Annotated in this window: 18 protein-coding genes and 2 pseudogenes; 9 read left to right on the forward strand and 11 right to left on the reverse strand. The window is 62.5% G+C overall.

The window, feature by feature from the left end; genetic code table 11:
* A partial coding sequence (locus tag J0I79_RS29345) for a GMC family oxidoreductase N-terminal domain-containing protein (RefSeq protein ID WP_292867669.1) occupies positions 1-690 on the reverse strand: 690 nt, incomplete at its 3' end.
* Positions 691-915: 225 nt separating this feature from the next.
* Between J0I79_RS29345 and J0I79_RS29350 the strand changes: the two genes are divergently transcribed.
* From J0I79_RS29350 to J0I79_RS29360, 3 genes are all read left to right on the forward strand, one after another.
* The gene (locus J0I79_RS29350; RefSeq protein ID WP_292867672.1) at positions 916-1,857 is read left to right on the forward strand and encodes a phosphoribosylaminoimidazolesuccinocarboxamide synthase; all 942 of its coding nucleotides are present in this window, start codon (positions 916-918) and stop codon (positions 1,855-1,857) included.
* 116 nt (positions 1,858-1,973) lie between these two features.
* Positions 1,974-2,369, forward strand: coding sequence for an acyl-CoA thioesterase (locus J0I79_RS29355; RefSeq protein WP_010911043.1), 396 nt, complete (start codon positions 1,974-1,976; stop codon positions 2,367-2,369).
* A 117-nt stretch (positions 2,370-2,486) separates the two neighbouring features.
* Positions 2,487-2,690 (forward strand): hypothetical protein, encoded by a 204-nt coding sequence (locus J0I79_RS29360; RefSeq protein ID WP_292867676.1) that lies wholly within the window; start codon positions 2,487-2,489, stop codon positions 2,688-2,690.
* A 96-nt stretch (positions 2,691-2,786) separates the two neighbouring features.
* Here J0I79_RS29360 and J0I79_RS29365 read toward each other — a convergent pair whose 3' ends face one another.
* Positions 2,787-3,155, reverse strand: a complete 369-nt coding sequence (locus J0I79_RS29365) for a helix-turn-helix domain-containing protein (protein WP_292867679.1) — start codon at positions 3,153-3,155, stop codon at positions 2,787-2,789.
* Positions 3,156-3,243: 88 nt separating this feature from the next.
* Here J0I79_RS29365 and J0I79_RS29370 point away from each other — a divergent pair, with 88 nt between their 5' ends.
* The gene (locus J0I79_RS29370; RefSeq protein WP_292867682.1) at positions 3,244-3,849 is read left to right on the forward strand and encodes an NADPH-dependent FMN reductase; all 606 of its coding nucleotides are present in this window, start codon (positions 3,244-3,246) and stop codon (positions 3,847-3,849) included.
* Positions 3,850-3,901: 52 nt separating this feature from the next.
* On the opposite strand, the gene J0I79_RS29375 is transcribed toward J0I79_RS29370, so the two are convergent.
* Entirely contained in the window at positions 3,902-4,711 is an 810-nt protein-coding gene (locus J0I79_RS29375; protein WP_292867685.1) for an MBL fold metallo-hydrolase, read from the reverse strand.
* Positions 4,712-4,864: 153 nt separating this feature from the next.
* On the opposite strand from J0I79_RS29375, the gene J0I79_RS29380 reads away from it, so the two are divergent.
* Positions 4,865-6,385, forward strand: a complete 1,521-nt coding sequence (locus J0I79_RS29380; protein WP_292867688.1) for a glycosyltransferase — start codon at positions 4,865-4,867, stop codon at positions 6,383-6,385.
* Here J0I79_RS29380 and J0I79_RS29385 read toward each other — a convergent pair.
* Positions 6,368-7,642 (reverse strand): RNA polymerase sigma factor, encoded by a 1,275-nt coding sequence (locus J0I79_RS29385; RefSeq protein WP_292867691.1) that lies wholly within the window; start codon positions 7,640-7,642, stop codon positions 6,368-6,370. The two genes, J0I79_RS29380 and J0I79_RS29385, sit on opposite strands and share 18 nt — an antisense overlap.
* Positions 7,639-8,043, reverse strand: a complete 405-nt coding sequence (locus J0I79_RS29390; RefSeq protein ID WP_292867694.1) for a YciI family protein — start codon at positions 8,041-8,043, stop codon at positions 7,639-7,641. The genes J0I79_RS29385 and J0I79_RS29390 overlap by 4 nt, the downstream gene beginning before the upstream one ends.
* Before the next feature lie 184 nt (positions 8,044-8,227).
* Between J0I79_RS29390 and J0I79_RS29395 the strand changes: the two genes are divergently transcribed.
* Positions 8,228-9,154: a DMT family transporter gene (locus J0I79_RS29395; protein ID WP_292867697.1), complete on the forward strand. Its 927-nt coding sequence runs from the start codon at positions 8,228-8,230 to the stop codon at positions 9,152-9,154.
* Positions 9,155-9,405: 251 nt separating this feature from the next.
* Positions 9,406-10,410: a CBASS cGAMP-activated phospholipase gene (locus J0I79_RS29400; RefSeq protein ID WP_292867700.1), complete on the forward strand. Its 1,005-nt coding sequence runs from the start codon at positions 9,406-9,408 to the stop codon at positions 10,408-10,410.
* A gap of 6 nt (positions 10,411-10,416) precedes the next feature.
* On the opposite strand, the gene J0I79_RS29405 is transcribed toward J0I79_RS29400, so the two are convergent.
* The 6 genes and pseudogenes from J0I79_RS29405 to J0I79_RS29430 all read right to left on the reverse strand — a co-directional run bounded on the left by J0I79_RS29405 (position 10,417) and on the right by J0I79_RS29430 (position 17,095).
* Positions 10,417-11,790, reverse strand: coding sequence for a PleD family two-component system response regulator (locus J0I79_RS29405; RefSeq protein ID WP_292867703.1), 1,374 nt, complete (start codon positions 11,788-11,790; stop codon positions 10,417-10,419).
* 307 nt (positions 11,791-12,097) lie between these two features.
* Positions 12,098-13,408 (reverse strand): hemolysin family protein, encoded by a 1,311-nt coding sequence (locus J0I79_RS29410; protein WP_292867706.1) that lies wholly within the window; start codon positions 13,406-13,408, stop codon positions 12,098-12,100.
* Between the two features lie 155 nt (positions 13,409-13,563).
* Positions 13,564-14,271: an LssY C-terminal domain-containing protein gene (locus J0I79_RS29415; RefSeq protein ID WP_292867709.1), complete on the reverse strand. Its 708-nt coding sequence runs from the start codon at positions 14,269-14,271 to the stop codon at positions 13,564-13,566.
* Between the two features lie 128 nt (positions 14,272-14,399).
* Positions 14,400-15,206: an extensin family protein gene (locus J0I79_RS29420; RefSeq protein WP_292867712.1), complete on the reverse strand. Its 807-nt coding sequence runs from the start codon at positions 15,204-15,206 to the stop codon at positions 14,400-14,402.
* Positions 15,207-15,315: 109 nt separating this feature from the next.
* Complete coding sequence (locus J0I79_RS29425) at positions 15,316-16,548, reverse strand: extensin family protein (protein ID WP_292867715.1); 1,233 nt, start codon at positions 16,546-16,548, stop codon at positions 15,316-15,318.
* A 120-nt stretch (positions 16,549-16,668) separates the two neighbouring features.
* Positions 16,669-17,095, reverse strand: a pseudogene (locus J0I79_RS29430) (DUF3775 domain-containing protein).
* A gap of 141 nt (positions 17,096-17,236) precedes the next feature.
* On the opposite strand from J0I79_RS29430, the gene J0I79_RS29435 reads away from it, so the two are divergent.
* Positions 17,237-17,776, forward strand: a complete 540-nt coding sequence (locus tag J0I79_RS29435) for a tetratricopeptide repeat protein (RefSeq protein WP_292867718.1) — start codon at positions 17,237-17,239, stop codon at positions 17,774-17,776.
* A gap of 271 nt (positions 17,777-18,047) precedes the next feature.
* Positions 18,048-18,141 (forward strand): annotated as a pseudogene (locus J0I79_RS29440) (transcription elongation factor GreA); the annotation flags it as partial.

Here is an 18,141-nt window from a genome sequence, read left to right on the forward strand (position 1 = left end):
GACGGCGCGCTTGCCTTCGAACAGGATTTTCGTCGCCAGCGCGTTGGTCTCGACGCGGACATTGGCGCGCTTCATCGCCGGGCGCAGGAAGGCACGCGCCGCCGACATGCGGCGGCCATTCTTCGTCGATATCTGGTAAGTGCCGACGCCTTCCTGGGCGGCGCCGTTGAAATCGCGGTTGAGCGGCAGGCCGGCCTGCTGGCCGGCGGCGAGATAACGCTTCGTCAGCGGGTGGACGGCATTGGTGGTGTCGGTGATGTGCAGCGGGCCGCCGGTGCCGCGCCATTTGTCGGCGCCGGCCTCATTGTCCTCGAGAGCCTTGAAGACAGGCAGCAGGTCGTCATAGCCCCAGCCGGGATTGCCGGCGTCGCGCCAGTCGTCGAAATCCTCGCGCGCGCCCCGGATCCACACCATGGCGTTGATCGAACTCGAGCCGCCCAGTAGCTTGCCGCGCGGCCAGTGATCGGCATTGCCGCCAAGGCCGGGGTCCGCTTCGGCCTTGTAGTTCCAGTTGACGGCGGGGTCGAAGAAGGTCTTGCCGTAGCCGAGCGGCATCTGCACGTAGAAGCGCCGGTCGGTGCCGCCGGCTTCCAGCACCAGCACCGAAAAACGGCCAGAGGCCGACAATCTTTCCGCGAGCACCGAGCCGGCCGAACCGGAGCCGACGATGATGAAGTCATAAGTCTGCATGATGGGTGCGGGCAGCTCCTCCAAAACCGGGCGCAGCCTAGACGTCAGGGGTTCGCCGCGTCGCCGGGCCTTCCGGCATCGGTTGTGAAAAAAGCGACTGGTATATCTGGTCGGCTTGCGTGGAATCCCGACAATCGCGCTTGAAAAGCACCGGCCGGGCGGCCTATGCGGTGATCTTGTTTTTCGGAATCATGCGCTGGCCAACTGCGGAAGGCAGGAAATCATATGCGTGTCCTGTCGGATGCTTTCATTCCCGAACTGCCCGGTTACTACAAAGGCAAGGTCCGTGAAAATTACGATCTGGCCGACAACAGGCGCGTCATCATCGCCACCGACCGCCTCAGCGCCTTCGACATCATCCTGACCTCGATCCCGTTCAAGGGCGAGATCCTGACCCAGACCGCGCGCTACTGGTTCGAGGAAACCGCCGATATCTGCCCCAACCATGTGCTCGAATATCCCGACCCGAATGTCGTGGTCGGCACAAGGCTGGACATCCTGCCTGTCGAGATCGTCGTGCGCGGCTACCTGGCGGGGACCACCAGCACCTCGATCCTCACGCGCTACAAGCGCGGCGAGCGGGAGATGTACGGCATGCGCCTGCCGGACGGAATGCGCGACAATGAGAAGCTGGCTGAAGCGATCATCACGCCAACGAGCAAGGCGGCGGACGGCGCCCATGACGAACCGCTATCGAAGGCCGAGATCATCGGGCAGGGGCTGCTCACGCAGGCGCAATGGGACACCGTCTCGGACTATGCCCTGAAGCTGTTCGCGCGCGGCCAGGCGCGCGCCGCCGAGCGCGGCCTGATCCTCGCCGACACGAAATATGAGTTCGGCACCGACGCGAACGGCACCATCATCCTGGCCGACGAGATCCATACGCCCGATAGCAGCCGCTACTGGATCGCGGCGAGCTACGAACAGGCGCTGGCCAACGGCACGCGGCCGGAGAGTTTTGACAAGGATTTCATCCGCTCATGGGTGGCCGCGCGCTGCGATCCCTACAAGGATCCGGTTCCGAGGATTCCCGACGAGATTGTCAAGCAGGCGTCGAACGTCTACGCCCAAGCCTATGAGGCGATCACCGGCAAGACATTCGTCCCCGACATGTCGGGCGCCACCGTGCTCGACCGCATCCGCTCGAACCTGGCGCGCTATTTCTAGTCGTCGAGCGCAATCCGCCGTGACGCAAAGCCGGTGTGCGCGCTTCAATGGCGCGTTGACGCTTCCGCGCGGTGACGCTACGGGATCGATATAGCCAGTCTCTGGGGATTTCTCGCATGGTGCACTACGCGGACGGACGGCCGATTGGAGACCTGACGCTGCGCACGCTGGCCATGCCTTCGGACGCCAATGCCGCCGGCGACATTTTCGGCGGCTGGGTGATGGCGCAGATGGACCTTGCCTGCGGCATCCGCGCCGCCGAGCGCGCCCGGGGCCGCGTGGTGACGGCGGCGGTGAAGGAGATGTCCTTCGCCAAGCCGATGAAGATCGGCGACACGCTGTGCATCTACACCCATGTCGAGCGCGTCGGCCGCACCTCGATGACGCTCAAGGTCGAGGCCTGGGCGCAGCGCTACCTCTCCGACCTGATGGAAAAGGTTACCCATGCCGATTTCGTCATGGTGGCGCTGGACGGCGAGGGCAAGCCGAAGGCCGTTCCCGCCGAAGGCTGACCCAAGTCGGTTGCGGCCCTCCAGGCGTTTGTAACCATCGCCCGCGCGGGCGATGTTTTTCGCGACATCCGATGGTTTCCTTGGCGCCTGCTCCTGGCGGCGGCGGAGGAGACAAAAATGCGTCAATACATGCTGACCGGCTGGCTGGTGGCAGCCCTGCTTGCCCTTGTGTGCCTGCTCGGCGTTACCGCCTATGCCGAGGTCAAGCAGGATCTGCCGCGCACCGCCTGCCTGCACGGCAACACAGGCGTCAAGAAGCAGGCCTTGACCTGCGAGACCTGCGGCGCGGCGTCCTGCGATGGTGTGACGCCAAGAGCCTAGACTTCTTGTTTTAACGCAAATCCCCAGGGGAAACGCTACGCGTTTCTCCCGGGAAAACCGCTGCGCACTTTTCCTGGAATTGCTTGAGAATCCCCCTCAGGCGTGCACGCCGTCGAACTTTTCGCGTGCCTCCCTGACTCGCTGGGTGTTCCTGCGCGCCCATTCGCCCAGCGCGCTCACCGGTATCAACAGTTCGTGACCGAGTTCGGTCAGTTCGTAGTCGACGCGCGGCGGGATGGTCGGGAACACCGTGCGGGTGACGAAGCCGTCGCGTTCAAGGCCGCGCAAGGTGGTCGTCAGCATCTTCTGCGAGATGCCGCCGACGGCGGCGCGCAATTCGTTGAAACGCAGGGGTCCGCCGCCAAGCTTGCCGACGACCAGCACTGTCCATTTGTCGCCGACGCGCTGCAGGATCTCCGAAATGGCGCGGCAGTCTTCGGTGTTATGCGGGTGCCTCAGTAACAAAACGGTGCCTCCTTGCGTCGGGAGTTGACAGTATCTCATATAGCGCCGGTATCTAAATGATACCAGCCTTGCAGGAATGGAGAGCCCCATGTCAAAGCCGAAAATCGCCATCATCGTCGGTTCGACGCGCGCCGCGCGCTTCGCCGACGTACCCACCCAATGGATCGCCAAGATCGCCAAATCGCATGCCGACATCGATGTCGAGGTCGTCGACCTCAGGGATTTCCCGCTGCCCTTCTTCGACGAGGTCGCGTCCTCGGCCTGGGTGCCGTCGACCAACGAGGTGGCGCAGCGCTGGCAGAAGAAGGTCGCCGAATACGACGGCTTCATCTTCACCGCCGCCGAATACAATCACGGCCCGACCGCCGTGCTGAAGAACGCCATCGACTACGCCGCCAACGAATGGAACAAGAAGCCGGCCGGCTTCGTGGGCTATGGCGGCGTCGGTGGCGCGCGCGCCGTGGAGCAGTTGCGCATGCATGCGGTCGAACTGCAGATGGCGCCGGTCAAGGCCGCCGTCCACATCGTCTGGGCCGACTTCCTTGCCGTGCGCCAGGGCGAGAAGAAGCTCGAGGAACTCGAGCATCTGAACCAGGCCGCGACCGCGCTGGTCAACGACGTCGCCTGGTGGGCCAAGGCGCTCAAATCAGCACGTCAGGCCGACGCTCTGGCCGAGGAAATCAAGGCCGCCTGATCGAAATTATCCTCCCAGGGATGCGAGGGCGGCGCTTGCGCCGCCCTTTCAGTTAGAGCGGCTCGAAACGGAAGCCGCCGCCGGACCTGACAACGCGGCCAATGCCGGGCGAGTCCAGATGAGCGCCGGCAATGAAATGATTGTCTTCCGCAGCAAGCGCCAGCAGCCGCAAGCGGCTCTCCCGCGCCTGGTCTTGATCGTCATCGAATTCCCACGTCACCTCAGGCCGGTCGAACTGAAGCGACGGGACGTGGACGGTGTCGCCCCAGATCAAAAGGCTTTCGCCGTCGCTCGAGACGCGAAAGCAGCTGTGACCCACTTCATGGCCATGAGCGCCGACGACGTCGACATGGGCGCCGAGCCGATCTCCCGCGTCGAACGGCTCCGCCATGGCGTGAAATCGTGCAAGCCGCGCTTCGGTGCGGAAAAGGCCAAGTTCCTGCCTGGGCACGAGCAGGCGCGCCAGGCGCGGAAAAGCGTCTCGACCGTCGGCCAGCACCAAGCCATGGATGTGATCGAGATGCGTGTGGGTGAAGCAGACGGCGCGGATGGTTCCGGCATCGATGCCGGCTTTGTCCATCGCTTGGGGAAGCCGGCCCATGGAGGGGTGCCAGGCATTGGAGGCGCCCGTATCGACCAGTGTGATCCCGTTTCCGTCGTCGATCGCGAAGGCATTGACGGAAAGCCTGAGTTGACCGCCAACCAGCGTGACCTCTTTCGGCAAGTCATCGCCAAATGGCCTGTCGCCTTCTTGCCGAAGCCGCCCAATCGGCATGTCGACATAGCCGTCGCGCAAGGCGGTGATGCGCAGGTCACCAAGAGCGTAGGTCCAATAAAGTTCGCCAGAAGCTATGCGGTGCATGTCTCGGTCCGTTCTGTTTACAGCCGATAGTCTGCATGAGCGGCAGGCTTCGGCAACCCGCCGGGCGAGTTCGATTTACGCTATCTGTGCGTGCCCGAGAACGAGAACAGGCACCGATAAAGCCATGAATTTCAACGCGGTCTTGCCTCTGCCATGGACAACGATCTGATTGACGTCTTGTCCCCGGCGCAACTGAAGGTTCGCCTCCCCAGCATGGCTGCTGGCGGCAGGACATCGCCGCACGGCCGGACGACTGGCGCGACAAACACAGGATATGGCGCTTGTTCCGAACAGGGAAGCGTGAGCTTGGGTCGCTTGAGAGACGGGAGGCAAGTGTTGGCTGCCTTATCGTACATATGGCGCGCCAGGGACTTGCGGCAAGACCCTGCCGTTGCCGTAGAACTCCGGGCCTGGGCCGAACAAGGCCGTCACAGGAGTTCACCAATGCGCATATTGCTGTCGACTTACGGATCGCGCGGGGATGTCGAGCCCATGGGCGGACTTGGCGCGCGATTGCAGGCGCTCGGAGTAGAGGTGGTGGTTTGCGCGCCACCGGACGAGGAATTCGCCGCGGTGCTCGATCGTGCCGGCTTGCCGCTGAAGCCTGCTTTCTCATCGGTGCGCCAATGGGTGACCAAAGCCTTGGCGGACCGGACGGTGGTCGACCTGCCCAGGCGCGCGGCAGAGATTGTCGCCGCGCAATTTGCCGCAATCAAAGAGGCCGCCAGGGGATGCCACCTGATCCTGGCCGCGGGTCTGTTTCCGTCCACGGCGGCCGCCCGGTCGGTCGCCGAACAGATGGGCATCCACTATGTCTACGCAACCTTCTGTCCGATCTGGCTTCCATCGGAGCATCATCGGCCGCACGCTTTTCCCGGCTACCCGCTGACACCCCATACTGCCGACAACCGGGTTCTATGGGATATGAACGTCCAGACAATGAATGCGATGTTCGGCATCGGCTTCAATGCACACCGCGCCTCGATTGGCTTGCCGGCCGTGGACAATGTCCGCGACCACGTCCTCACCACCAACCCATGGCTGATATCAGATCCAGTTCTAAGCCCCTGGCAGCCGACGGACCTGTGCGATGCCCTGCAGACCGGCGCATGCATCCTGCCGGATGACCGCCCGCTTCCCGGCGATTTGCTGTCCTTCCTCGATGCCGGTTCGGCACCTGTCTATGTCGGCTTCGGCAGCATGCCGATGCAGACTGCAAGGGAAGCTGCGATGGCTGCCATCGGGGCGATCCGTGCGCAAGGTCGCCGCGCCATCGTCCTGCGCGGCTGGGCGGACGTCGCCTTGATCGATGACCGCGACGATTGCTTTACCGTGGGCGACGTCAACCAGCAGGCGCTGTTTCCCCGTATGGCCGCTGTCGTACATCATGGCGGCGCTGGCACGACGACCACCGCCGCGCGGGCGGGCGCACCGCAAGTGGTGGTGCCGCAGATGGCGGACCAGCCCTACTGGGCCGGCCGTGTGGCCGAACTTGGCATCGGCATCGCCCATGACGGTCCGGTGCCAAGCTCAGGTTCGCTGTCCGCGGCGCTTGAGGTGGCGTTGGCGCAGGAGATAAGCGCCGATGCCGCCAAAGTGGCGCGCACGATCCGTACCGATGGCTCGGCTGTGGCCGCGAAGCTGTTGTTGAAGACGTTACGGGCGGAAGCTTGAGGAAAAACCAGCGCGGGCGAGCAGCAGCGCCCGCTCCCTGTCATTGCCGGTCAGTCGCGCGGCGTCACGGAACGCGGCGCTGGCCTCCGCCCGGCGTCCGAGCTTTTCCAGGAGATCGCCACGCACCGTGGGCAACAGATGCGAACCCCTAAGGCGTGGCTCGTCCTGCAACGCCTCTACGATGGCGAGGCCCTGTGCCGGGCCGAACGCCATGCCGACGGCAACCGCCCGGTTGATCTCGACGATCGGCGAGGGGGCGGCCAGGGCAAGCGCCTGGTAATAGGCCGATATCGCGATCCAGTCGGTGTCGGCCGACGTCACCGCGCGGGCGTGACAGGCCGCGATCATCGCCTGCAGCAGATAGGGGCCGGGCGTAAGTGTCAGGGTCATGGCGCGGTTCAGTCCGTCGAGGCCGCGCCGGATGAGCGACCAGTCCCACCGGCCGCGGTCCTGGTCGAGCAGCAGGACCGGATCGCCCGCCTTGCCGGTGCGGGCGGCGAAACGCGAGGCGCTGAACTCCATCAGCAATACCAGTCCCAGCACCTCGGGCTCACCGGGCATCAGCGCCGCCAGCGAGCGGCCGAGGCGCAAGGCCTCGCCGCAGAGATCGGGGCGCAGCCAGTCGGGCCCGGCCGTCGCCACATAACCCTCGTTGAAGATGAGATAGACCACCTCCAGCACGGCGGCGAGGCGTTCGCGCCGCTCGTCCGCGCGCGGTGTCTCGAAGGGGATCGCGGCGTCGCGAAGGGTGCGCTTGGCGCGCACGATGCGCTGGGCGGCGGTGGCCTCGGGCACCAGGAAGGCGCGGGCGATCTCCAGCGTCGACAGCCCGCCCATCAGCCGCAAGGCAAGGGCCGCGCGCTGCTCGGGGGGCAAGACGGGGTGGCAAGCCGTGAAGATCAGCCGCAGAAGGTCGTCGTCGATATCCTCGTCAAGCGCTGCCTCGATGTCGGGCATCTCGCGTTCCAGCTCGGAAAGGTCGATGGCGAGTTCGCGATGCTTGCCGTCGATCATCGTGGTGCGGCGCAGCCGGTCGAGCGCCCGGTTCCTGCCGACCTCGGTCAGCCAGGCGGCCGGATTGCGCGGGATGCCGTCGCGGGGCCAGCGCTCCAGCGCCTGCAGGAATGCGTCCTGCGCGATTTCCTCGGCGAGCCCGATATCCCTGACATAGCGGGCTAGCCTGGCGGTGAGCTTGCGCTGCTCGATCCGCCAGACTGCTTCGATGGTGGCCGCTTCGATGATGGTCGTAGCCGTCAACCGTTCAACTCGCCAAAGCCTTCCACAACCTTCTGGACGTCTTCGGGGAATTCGCCGATGTCAAAGACGCGGCGAACCTCGATCACGTCATTCTCTCCGGCGGGGCAGCGGCGAGCCCATTCGATGGCCTCCTCGCGCGAGCGCACGTCGATCACCCAGTAGCCGCCGAGCACTTCCTTGACCTCGGCGAACGGTCCGTCGGTGACGGCGGGCTTGCCGCCCTTGAAACTGATGCGCGCGCCCGATGACGGCGGATGCAGCCCGTCGAGAGCCAGCAGCACGCCGGCCTTCTTCAACTCCTCATTGTATTTCATCATCCCTTCCACAGCCTTGGCGTCAGGCATGACATCGGGCGCCGCGTCCGCATAGCTGGCGGGTATCATCAGCATCATGAACCGCATGGTCTTCTCCTTGATTGGGTTGGTTCGATCATAGGACGAACGGGCAATGCCTGGATCGACAAGGCTGCGAAAAAATTCCGATATCGATGATCCCGGAAAGCCGAAGCGTTGGACCGTCATATGGGCGGGGCCTGCCATCTGGCCGCCCCGTCGCGCGCTGATATATCCGGCTGCAAATCGTCACATGAGCATTTCCGTGAAGTCATCCAGCCTGGCCGGCGCAGCATCCCCCATGATCCCCGTGCTCATCTGCGCGCTTGCCATCTTCCTTCTGTCGGGCATGGACGCGGCGATGAAGGTGCTGGTCATTGCCGTCGGCGTCTACAACACGGTGCTGTGGCGCAGCATGCTGGCGACCGTGGTCGCCGGCGCGGGCTGGCTGGCAGGGGGCCGCTCGCTGCCTTCGCCTTCGGTGCTGAGGCTCCACGCGCTGCGCGCCGCCGTGGTCGGCATCGTGCTTCTGTCGTTCTTCTGGGGCCTGGCCAGGCTTCCGCTCGCCGAGGCGATCGGGCTGAGTTTCGTTGCGCCGCTGTTCGCGCTGCTGCTTGCCGCGCTGCTGCTTGGCGAGCGCATCCAGCGCCGGGCGATATGGGCGTCGCTTGCTGGCATCGCCGGTGTCGCGATCATCGTTGCCGGACAGTTCGGCCACGCAACCTATGCACGCGATGCGCTGCTCGGCACGGTCGCGGTTCTGGCTTCGACCGTGTTCTATGCCTACAATTTGATTCTCGCGCGGCAGCAGGCGATGGTGGCCAAGCCGATCGAGATCATGCTTTTCCAGAATCTGAGCATCGCGATCATGCTGGGTCTCGCAGCGCCATGGCTCGCCGTGGCGCTGCCGAGAGATCTGTGGCTTCCGCTGGCCGGTGTCACGGCGCTGTCGCTCGCCGGCCAGTTCCTGATGAGCTGGGCCTATGCGCGCGCCGAAGCGCAGTACCTGATCCCGACCGAATACTCGGCCTTCATCTGGGCGATCGCGCTCGGCTTTCTTTTCTTCGACGAGGCGGTAACCTGGACCACGCTCGCCGGAGCGGGCCTCATCGTGGCCAGCTGCCTGATCGCCGCGCGTTCGAACCCCAGGCTTGCCGAGCCCATCGAAGCGGCCGTTTGATCCAAAGCCGGCGCTCAGACCTTTGCGTCCCGCTATTAGCCCAAACGCCTGATCCGCTTGTTAGCGCACCGCCTCGCGAAGGGTGCCGGGCAGGCGGGTGGCGATCAGTTTGTCGATGCGGCGACCTCGAAGCACTAGCCTCCGGCGATCTCTCATTGCTGGCGTCGAAACGCACTGTCGATTTGCTCTAAGATCAATTATGCTGGGTGCAACCAAGGAATATATATGAAACGAAAATAGAGATCTTTGCTGTGACTTTCCAAATATTAAGCTTGAGTGGGGGTGGGTTTCTGGGCCTTTATACGGCCTCTGTTCTTGCTGCCATCGAAGCGCAGACCGGTCGCCCACTGGTAGACGCCTTTGATCTCGTAGCGGGTACGTCGGTGGGCGGGATAATTGGGCTCGGCATCTCTGCCGGTTGCAGCGCCGCCGACATAAAGCAAGCGTTTCTCGATGAGGGTGACAGAATCTTCTCCGCTAGTCGACCTCCCACAAGTTTCTTGAGGTCTGCAGCGAAGATTGTCACGGGACTGCCAAGGGCACGATACGATCCGGCTCCCCTACGGGATGTTATCGTACGGATAGTAGGTGCAGAAACTCTTATGTCTGATCTACGACGTCCTACTCTTATTACGTCTGTTAATCTGACGAAGGGTGGGCCAAAGGTATTTAAAACCGGCCATCACGCTCGATTTGTCACCGATTGGAGGTTGAAGGTGGTCGATGTTGCGCTAGCAACATCGGCAGCGCCAACATATTTTCCCATCCACCAAATCGGAAGCGAGCTTTTTGCCGATGGCGGGATGTTCGCGAATTCGCCGGATCTTATCGCGCTTCACGAGGCTGAGGTGTTTCTTGGCGGCAAGCGAGAGGAAATCCGAGTTCTCAGTATCGGAACAACAACTACTGCATTTGCCTTTTCGTCATCGGCCGGACTACGGCTCGGTTCTTGGGGTTGGATGAAGAACGAACGATTGCCAAAGATAATGATTGGATCGCAGCAGGCGCTTAGTCACGACATGATGGCGCATATTATTGGGGATCGGTACGTTCGTATCGATCGAACTCAAGCTCCAGATCAACAGGCGGAGCTTGCGCTTGATTGCGCTAGCCCAGTTGCCAAAAGGGATCTCCAATCGGCAGCTGCCAGCTCGGTAGCCGAGATTTCTTCAAACGCCATGCTGAACAAAATACTGTCCCACGAAGCACCGGCGTTTCAATTCGTCAACGCTTCGCTCGGAGCCAAAATAGATTAAGTTAATTCAATCGACGGAGTTAACAACAACTCTGTTGCGACCGGCTGCTTTGGCCTGATAAAGCGCATCATCAGCCCGTTTCATCAGAGTCCGGGTTGAATCAAGACTGCTGTTTAGAGTAGACACTCCGACGCTAACTGTCATGGGAACCGTTTCTGAACCTTCACCAACCAAGAAAGGAGGAGAGTCTATGGCTATTCTGATCCGTTCGGCAATCTTCGCGGCGGTTTTTTGGTCAGTATTCGGCATGATCACGACAAATTCATCTCCACCGTAGAGGCACGGGAGATCGACGCCGCGCACTACATTACGCAGTCGTCGCCCACATTCTCGAAGGATGTCACTGCCTGCGCCATGGCCATAGGCATCATTGACGTTTCTGAGTCGATCAAGGTCGATGAATATTACAGAAAGAGGCCTGTCCTCTGAAATGGCGCGATCTAACATTACCTTTAGGTAGCTATCTAGGTAGCGACGATTGTGCAGCCCAGTAAGGCTGTCGACCATACTCAATTCCATAGTATGGGTAACATTGGCGCGAAGCTGATCGTTGTAACGTTTCCGCCGGACCTGCGTGCGTAGACGCGCGGTCAATTCTTGCTCGTCAACTGGTCGGATTACGTAGTCATTGATACCAAGCTCTAACCCCCGAATAATAAGGCTCTCCTCACCTTCCTCCGCGACCAAGATGATCGGTAAAAACCGCGTAGCGTCGAGCGAGCGAAGTTGCGAGCAAAGCCTAAGTGGATCGAAGTATTTGAAATCAGTCGATATAACTACACAATCGTACGATACTTCAACCGCCTGACGGAAGCCTATCTCGGGATCGGCCAGGACATCGACCTCAGCATAGCGGCTCATAAGGGTACGCAGACGCTGTGATGACGATATGTGCTCATCTACAAGGAGGACTCGAGGCACAACGTCAAGTTCTAGAGGAAGGCTCTGAAGCTTCTCAATGCCGAGAGTTTCACTAGTGGAGGCGCGAAGTCTGAGTTCGTCGGTGAGAGTCTTCAGCCGCACTAAGTTCTTCACTCGTGTCATTAACTGGAGGTCATTGACAGGTTTTGTGAGGAATTCGTCGGCTCCGGCCTTTAGTCCGCGCACGCGATCGGCAACCTGGTCGAGAGCGGTGATCATAACGACCGGAATGTGCGAGGTGGCAGAATCGTTCTTTATCTGTCGGCAGGCCTCAAAGCCGTCCATCTCAGGCATCATCGCGTCGAGTAGCACAACGTCGATCTTACCCCTCTTGCAAGTCTTGATCGCTTCCGCTCCGTTGGTCGCGGTCAGCACTTCAAAATATTCTGCCCGAAGCCGTACTTCGAGCAACCTCACATTAGCGGGAATGTCGTCGACGACGAGAATACGGGCAACCATGGTGGAGCACTTCTTGGAAGACGTTGCGTCACTTATGCGTCATGGGACAAGAGGCTGATTTAGCCAGCCAAAGCCGCCTTTGTCTATGATTTCGAAGACTCCGTGCTTATGCTCAAGATGATACGATGCGATCACCCGAGTCCGGCACCACCTATGTTCGCCGCAGTACATTGTCCGCGAGCCACTATCCCTTCTTGTTGCGATGTATGGGCCGTGAGCCGCTTCATTTGAATGACGCGCATAGACACCAAAACCCGGTCCATTGTCGAGCCGACGTTCTGGCAAGGCTGATACGTCGCCTCGATCGTCACCGCGCCGCCTCGCGGTGGATTCCTGGCAGGCGGGTGGCGATCAGCTTGTCGATGCGGCGGCCATCGAGGTCGACCACCTCGAAGCGCCAGCCCTGTGCGTCGACGCATTCGCCGGTCGCCGGCAGGTGGTGCATGTGCGACAGGACATAGCCGGCGACGGTCTCGTAGTCGCGGTTCTCCGGCAGGTCGATGCCCAGCGTCTCGGCCATCTCGTCGGCCTGCATGTAGCCGGCGAGCAGCCAGGAGCCGTCCTCGCGCTGGACGGCGTTCTCCTCCTCGCCGGCCTCGAGGTCGGAGCGGAAGACGCCGGTGATGGCTTCCAGAATGTCGGCCGGTGTGACGACGCCTTCGAAATGGCCGTATTCGTCGTGCACCAGCGCCATCGGCACGTCGCTCTCCTTCAGCTTCTGCAGCACGTCGAGCGCATCGGCCTGGTCGTGCACGATGGGAGCGTTGCGCACATATTTGCGCGGGTCGAGCACGCGGCCGCCAAGCAATGCCGCCAGCACGTCGCGCGTCTGGATGACGCCGACCATGGCGTCGACGCCGCCATCGCCGGCGGGCAGGCGCGAATGCTGGGTCTCCATCAGAAGCTTGCGGATCGTGGCTTCGTCGGACTGCAGGTTGATCCAGTCGACATCGGTGCGCGGCGACATGACGGCGCGCACGGCGCGGTCGCCAAGGCGCATGACGCCGGCGATCATGCGCCGCTCGTCGGATTCGATGGTGCCGTGATGCTCGGCCTCGGCGACCAGCATCTTGATCTCCTCGTCGGTGACCTTCTCCTCGGCTTCGCCCCGCTGGCCGAGCAGCCAGAGCACCGCCCGGCCCGATATGTCGAGCAGGAAGACCAGCGGCGCAGATATGGTGGCGAGAATGGTCATGGCGGGAGCCGCGCGGGCGGCAACCCGCTCGGGATCGCGCAGCGCTATCTGCTTGGGAACCAGTTCGCCGATGATGAGCGAGAAATAGGTGATGACGGCAACGACGATGCCGACGCCGAGCGGGTCGGCGATGCTCTCGCGGATGCCGGTGGAAGCCAGGAACACGGCAAGCCGGTCACCCAGCGTGGCGCCGGAGAAGGCGCCGGAAAGCACGCCCACCAGGGTGATGCCGATCTGCACAGAGGACAGGAACTTGCCGGGATTGGAGCCGAGCGCCAGGGCGCGGCCGGCGCCGCTGACATTGCGGTCGATCATTGCCTTGAGCCGGGCCGGCCGCGAAGAAACGATGGCGAGTTCGGACATTGCCAGAAGGCCGTTCACGCAGATGAGGACGACCACGATAGCGATTTCGACGTATAGCATGGGGGCTCAATAGCATTGCGGCGGGCCGCTCGAAAATAGTCCCGCATGATTTTTGAAAGATGACAGTGTTGGGGCTCAGACGATATCGCAGGACAACACCGAAAGACGCGGCGCTTTTCAATCCATTCGGGACGACCGGCTTCGGGCCCTGAATTTCAGGGCAGCTGTTTCAAAACCCCGATAATGGCCTTGCCGTCGGTGAAATAGGGGTCGCCGCCGCCATTGCGGCCGGTCTTTGTGGCGCCAATACCCGCGAAGTCGCTGGTCGAGACCATCTGGCCGGCGCCGTTGAGGCTCTGGATGACGAAATTGCGCTCGGCATCGATGTCGGGACCGATGTGATGGGTGATGGCGCCGGTCTCGTGGCTCAGCCCCACGCCACGGTCGAAACTCGCGGAGCCCAGCCATAGCGGCCGGCCGTCGTCACCCGTCGCGCCGGTCTGCCAGAACCGGACATGATGGCGCCGGTCGGCGCTGATGCCGGCCGGCAATTCGAAGGCAAGGTTCTGGCCGCGGCCGTCGAACAGCAGCCGGCTGATCGGCGCGTCCGGATAGGGGCGGGAGAACAGGACGCTTTCGCCGATGTCGATCGCGGTCCTCAGCGTGACCGCGTCGGCGGTGTCCCAGCCGGCAAGCGCGAAGGCATGGACGACCTCCCTCTCGGTGCCGACAAGGCCGATATTGATCGGGTCGCCGGGAATGCCTTGCGGCGTATGCGTCACCATCTCGAAGCGCTGGTTGCGAAAGCCGCGATCGCGAAATGTCCAGAATTCAGGCGCGGCGACATAGGCCAGCGCGAGATAGCCGGCCAGCAGGGCAAAGACCCAGGTCGCAACGCGTCGCCGAATGCTTCGCTGGCTCATCTGTGGTCACCCCCGAACGTTCCGGCGCACTCTATGCGGTGTGCCGCGCGCCGTGCAAAGGGTGCCCGGCAACTCCGGGTAGAAAGCACGTCACACTTTTCCGTGCGCTGGAGCCATTTCGAATTGCCTCAGCGGCAGGCGCGATAGCCGTTCTTGCGGTTCTTGATGTCGAAATGGAAATGGTTGCGGTGGTCATAGTTGTAACCAGGCCCGAGCACCGTGGTGAAATATTGGCAGCCGTCGGCGCGCACATTGTTGAGGAAGCCGCGCGTGCGGAAGGCGAACAGGCCAGGCTTGCGCACGTCGATGTCGTCGCCATTGTTGAGCTCGATGCTCATGACGTCGAGCGCGTTGCCCTTGCCGTGTTCGGACAGCACGCCTTCGCCGGCGATGTTGCGGCAGGAGTAGCTGGAACCCTGGTGGATCGTCTTGACGCCGGAGAAGTAGCGCCAGCGGGCGGAGGGAACGAGCTCGTTCTTCGTCCAGGCGGCGAAGGTGGCGGCCATATTGCAAGTCAGCGTGGCGGCCGGCTTCATCTCGACGCTGCCGATGGCCGAAACCTTGACGGGAAAGTCGATGCCGCACTGGCCCTCGTGGATCGGCTGGATGTCGGTGTAGACGACGCCGAGGCGCTTCAACTGATTGCGGCAGTCGATCTCGTCGGCCGGCATTTGCTCCGGCTGCGACAGCGGCTCGTCCATACGCGGATAAGCGGCCTGGGTCATGTATGGGTTGGACGGGACAAGCCTCTGCATGCCCTGATATTTCGGCACCGACGAGGTCTGCGCGCCGACATCGACAGCCGGCTGCAGCGACAGCACGCTGCCGGTGTTGCAGGCCGAAACCGTTGCAAGCACAAGGCCCGCGCCAAGCAGTGTAGCGGGTTTCAGTCGGCGCGCGGTGGCGAGGAACACTGCGCGAAATCTGCCGGCCATGGGCGGAGTCCTGATTGTGGATATCAGGCATTTTAACGATCAAGGGTAAAGGAAAACTCAGCGCCCGCATTCATGCCTGCGGCTGAATTGAGGCGGCCCGGATGACCTCCTACTGGCAGAAGGTGCCGCCGTGCCGGCGCGGTTCTAGGTCGAGGTGGAAGTGGAATGTATGGTCGGCGTCGGCGCCCGGGCCAAGCACGGTCTTGAACGGCCCGCAGGCGGCCTTGCGCACGGCGTTCAGGAATTTCGCCTCCTTTTCCGGTGGCGTCGGGCCGACCTTGATCTCGGTGCCGTCCGACAGCTTGAAGCTGGCGATGTCGAGCGCGTTGCCGAAGGCATGCTCCGACAGCTTGCGCGTGCCATGGCGCGGCCGGCAGACGAAGGCGGATGCCTGGTCGATCGATTTCAGGTCCGCGCCGAAATCGGCCTTCGCCATGGGCTGGACGACATCGGCGGCGAAACGCGCCGCCGCCTCCGCCATCGGGCAATTGAGTTCGGTGCCCGGCGCGATCGCGATCGACTTGCCGAGACTTTTGAGAACGATGGGGTAGGGGATGGAGCAGCCGATCTCGGGATCGCTTTCGGCCTTGTGTTCCTCGAATTCGACGCCAAGCGCCTTCAGGCGTTCACGACAGGCGACTTCTTCCTCGGGCATCTTGTCGGCGGGACGGTCGGCCGAACGCGGGTCGGGAAGCATTTTCTCGGCCGCGCCGGCATCGGCCGGCTTCTCCGGCGGCTTTGGCGCCGTGGGGGGCGTCTGGGCTTCAGGTTCGGCGCCACCCGGCTCCGCGGTGCCGGGCTCCGTATTGGCGGGCTCGGGAGTGTCTGGCTTTGACGTGTCGGGCTTGGGCGTCGGGGTGGGCGCGACTTCGGGCGGTTCGGGCTCGTTCTCGACGGCGGATTCCCCGGCCGAAGGTTCGGGACGAGCCTGCCTTTGCGGACGGGATTTTTCCTCGTTGAGCCTGTCGGATGCGTCGGCTGGCGCGCGATCGCGCTTGTCCTGCTCGAGATTGCGCCCTGTCTCGGCATCGGCCTCATCGGGGGCTGCCTTTGGGCGGGGCTCCGGTACCGGGACGACCGCCGGCGCAACGGTCTCGTCCTGCTTCTCCGGTTCCACGGGCTGTGGAGCTTGCGTTTGCAGGGGTTGCGCGGCTTCCGGTTTCACGGGCTGCGGAGCCACATGCTTCCTGCCGCGCGGTTTCACGCGGTGCTTGTATCGGGGGCTCGCCGACTGATCCGCCCGCTGGGTCAGCGGCTGTTCCATGCGAGGTGTAAGCGGCTGGTGATATTTGTGGCGATGCCTGGCATCGGCCGGCGTGACCAGCAGGGCCGTTGCCGCCAAAGGCAGCGCCAGGGCGCACAATCGGGAGAATCTCAGCGTTGCCATCGCTTTCAAACGATGTCGCATGCGCAGGGTTGCCTGGCATGCGGCCGGGCACGATCACAATAGGTAACCGCGCCGTTACGCGCCGATGGCTTCGAGGCCCTCTTCCAGCAAGTCGGCAAGCAGCGGCATGCCGAGCAGGTATTTGGCCGTGCGCTTGTTCGCGCGTTCACGCGCCGCCGTTACGGCGTCGGCCCATTCCGAGGCGTCGTAGTCGCCGCGTCCGACCCAGGCCAGCGCGATCAGTTCGGCCGCCTCGTCGACATTGAGGTCGTTGATCAGCTCGCGCAGTTCCCCCCCCGGTGAGGTTCTCCGAGCTTTCCTCGGCCAGGCCGTCATGGTGGTGATTGTCGTGCGTGTCCCCGTCGAACTCGATCTCGTGTTCGGCGCCATCGGCATAGTCCTCGTTCACCGCCGCGCTCAGCGCCTTGGCCTTGAGGATGAACAGTCGCACGGTGTCGGGACCGATCGTAAGGTCCCAGTCTTTTTCAAGTCGTCGCTGCACGGCCGTCTCCGTCAGTCGTTGGCCGGATGATAGCGGATTTCAGGCATGCGTCACCTGATGTTCTCGATCTCTGCTTTTTCCGGGATGAAACCCCGGCCATTCGGCGTTAGTCTTGCATTCTCACCCCTCAAGGAGGCTTCCATGCATAAAAGAGTGCTGATCCAGGCGGCGAGCGCGCTTCTCGCCCTGCAGTTCATGGCCGTTCCGGTGCTCGCTGCGGGCGGCACAGATTCAGGAACCGACCAGACCGTCACGAAGTGCAAGAAGGGCGAAGTCTGGGACAAGAAGAAGAAAAAATGCGTCGCGCCGCAGGAAGGCATGCTGGACGACGACAGCATCTATGATGCCGGCCATGCGCTGGCGATGGCCGGACGCTATGACGAGGCGATCTCGGTGCTGACCCTGGCAGCCAACAAGCAGGATCCGCGCATCCTCAACTATCTCGGCTATTCGCACCGCCATTCCGGCCGCGTCGCCGTGGGCCTCGGCTATTACGAGGAAGCGCTGCGCATCGACCCGAACTATACGCTGGTGCGGGAATATCTGGGCGAAGCGCATCTCCAGATCGGCGATCTGGCCGGCGCCCAGCAGCAATTGTCGGAAATCGAGAAGCGCACCGGCAAGGGATCGCGTGAATACGGCATGCTGGCCGAGCAGATCGAGCATTTCATGAGGAGCTGACAGGCTCTCCGGGCTTTCCTCAAGCGGCCGCGATCGATCGCGGCCGCTTTTTTCTCGTCACCGACTCTTTAGCCGCCTGAACCGGCGAAAGCGGTGATGATTTTAACAAAACCGATTTTTGGGCGTGAAAAACCCTGAAAGATTGCTATATCTTGGGAAATTGCGGTGAAACGGTTCCGTTAGCCCGAGGCTGCCGGACCGTTTTCTTTTTGTACCCAACGACAAGGCTTTCCCCGAAACGCGGGGGTGGCGGCAGGAAAGGTCAGGCATCATGAACAAGGTCCCGATGACAGGCGACGGGTTCGCGTCATTGAAGGAAGAACTGCGCTGGCGCCAGCAGGAAGAGCGGCCGCGCATCATCGAGG

Origin of the sequence: Mesorhizobium sp. (assembly GCF_017306585.1) — a bacterium.
Taxonomy (GTDB): domain Bacteria; phylum Pseudomonadota; class Alphaproteobacteria; order Rhizobiales; family Rhizobiaceae; genus Mesorhizobium.

Coding starts and splice junctions, on each gene's coding strand:
- J0I79_RS29350 (WP_292867672.1), top strand. CDS start 916: ATGCGTGTCCTGTCGGATGCTTTCATTCCCGAACTGCCCGGTTACTAC.
- J0I79_RS29355 (WP_010911043.1), top strand. CDS start 1,974: ATGGTGCACTACGCGGACGGACGGCCGATTGGAGACCTGACGCTGCGC.
- J0I79_RS29360 (WP_292867676.1), top strand. CDS start 2,487: ATGCGTCAATACATGCTGACCGGCTGGCTGGTGGCAGCCCTGCTTGCC.
- J0I79_RS29370 (WP_292867682.1), top strand. CDS start 3,244: ATGTCAAAGCCGAAAATCGCCATCATCGTCGGTTCGACGCGCGCCGCG.
- J0I79_RS29375 (WP_292867685.1), bottom strand. CDS start 4,711: ATGCACCGCATAGCTTCTGGCGAACTTTATTGGACCTACGCTCTTGGT.
- J0I79_RS29380 (WP_292867688.1), top strand. CDS start 4,865: ATGGACAACGATCTGATTGACGTCTTGTCCCCGGCGCAACTGAAGGTT.
- J0I79_RS29390 (WP_292867694.1), bottom strand. CDS start 8,043: ATGCGGTTCATGATGCTGATGATACCCGCCAGCTATGCGGACGCGGCG.
- J0I79_RS29395 (WP_292867697.1), top strand. CDS start 8,228: ATGAGCATTTCCGTGAAGTCATCCAGCCTGGCCGGCGCAGCATCCCCC.
- J0I79_RS29405 (WP_292867703.1), bottom strand. CDS start 11,790: ATGGTTGCCCGTATTCTCGTCGTCGACGACATTCCCGCTAATGTGAGG.
- J0I79_RS29410 (WP_292867706.1), bottom strand. CDS start 13,408: ATGCTATACGTCGAAATCGCTATCGTGGTCGTCCTCATCTGCGTGAAC.
- J0I79_RS29415 (WP_292867709.1), bottom strand. CDS start 14,271: ATGAGCCAGCGAAGCATTCGGCGACGCGTTGCGACCTGGGTCTTTGCC.
- J0I79_RS29420 (WP_292867712.1), bottom strand. CDS start 15,206: ATGGCCGGCAGATTTCGCGCAGTGTTCCTCGCCACCGCGCGCCGACTG.
- J0I79_RS29435 (WP_292867718.1), top strand. CDS start 17,237: ATGCATAAAAGAGTGCTGATCCAGGCGGCGAGCGCGCTTCTCGCCCTG.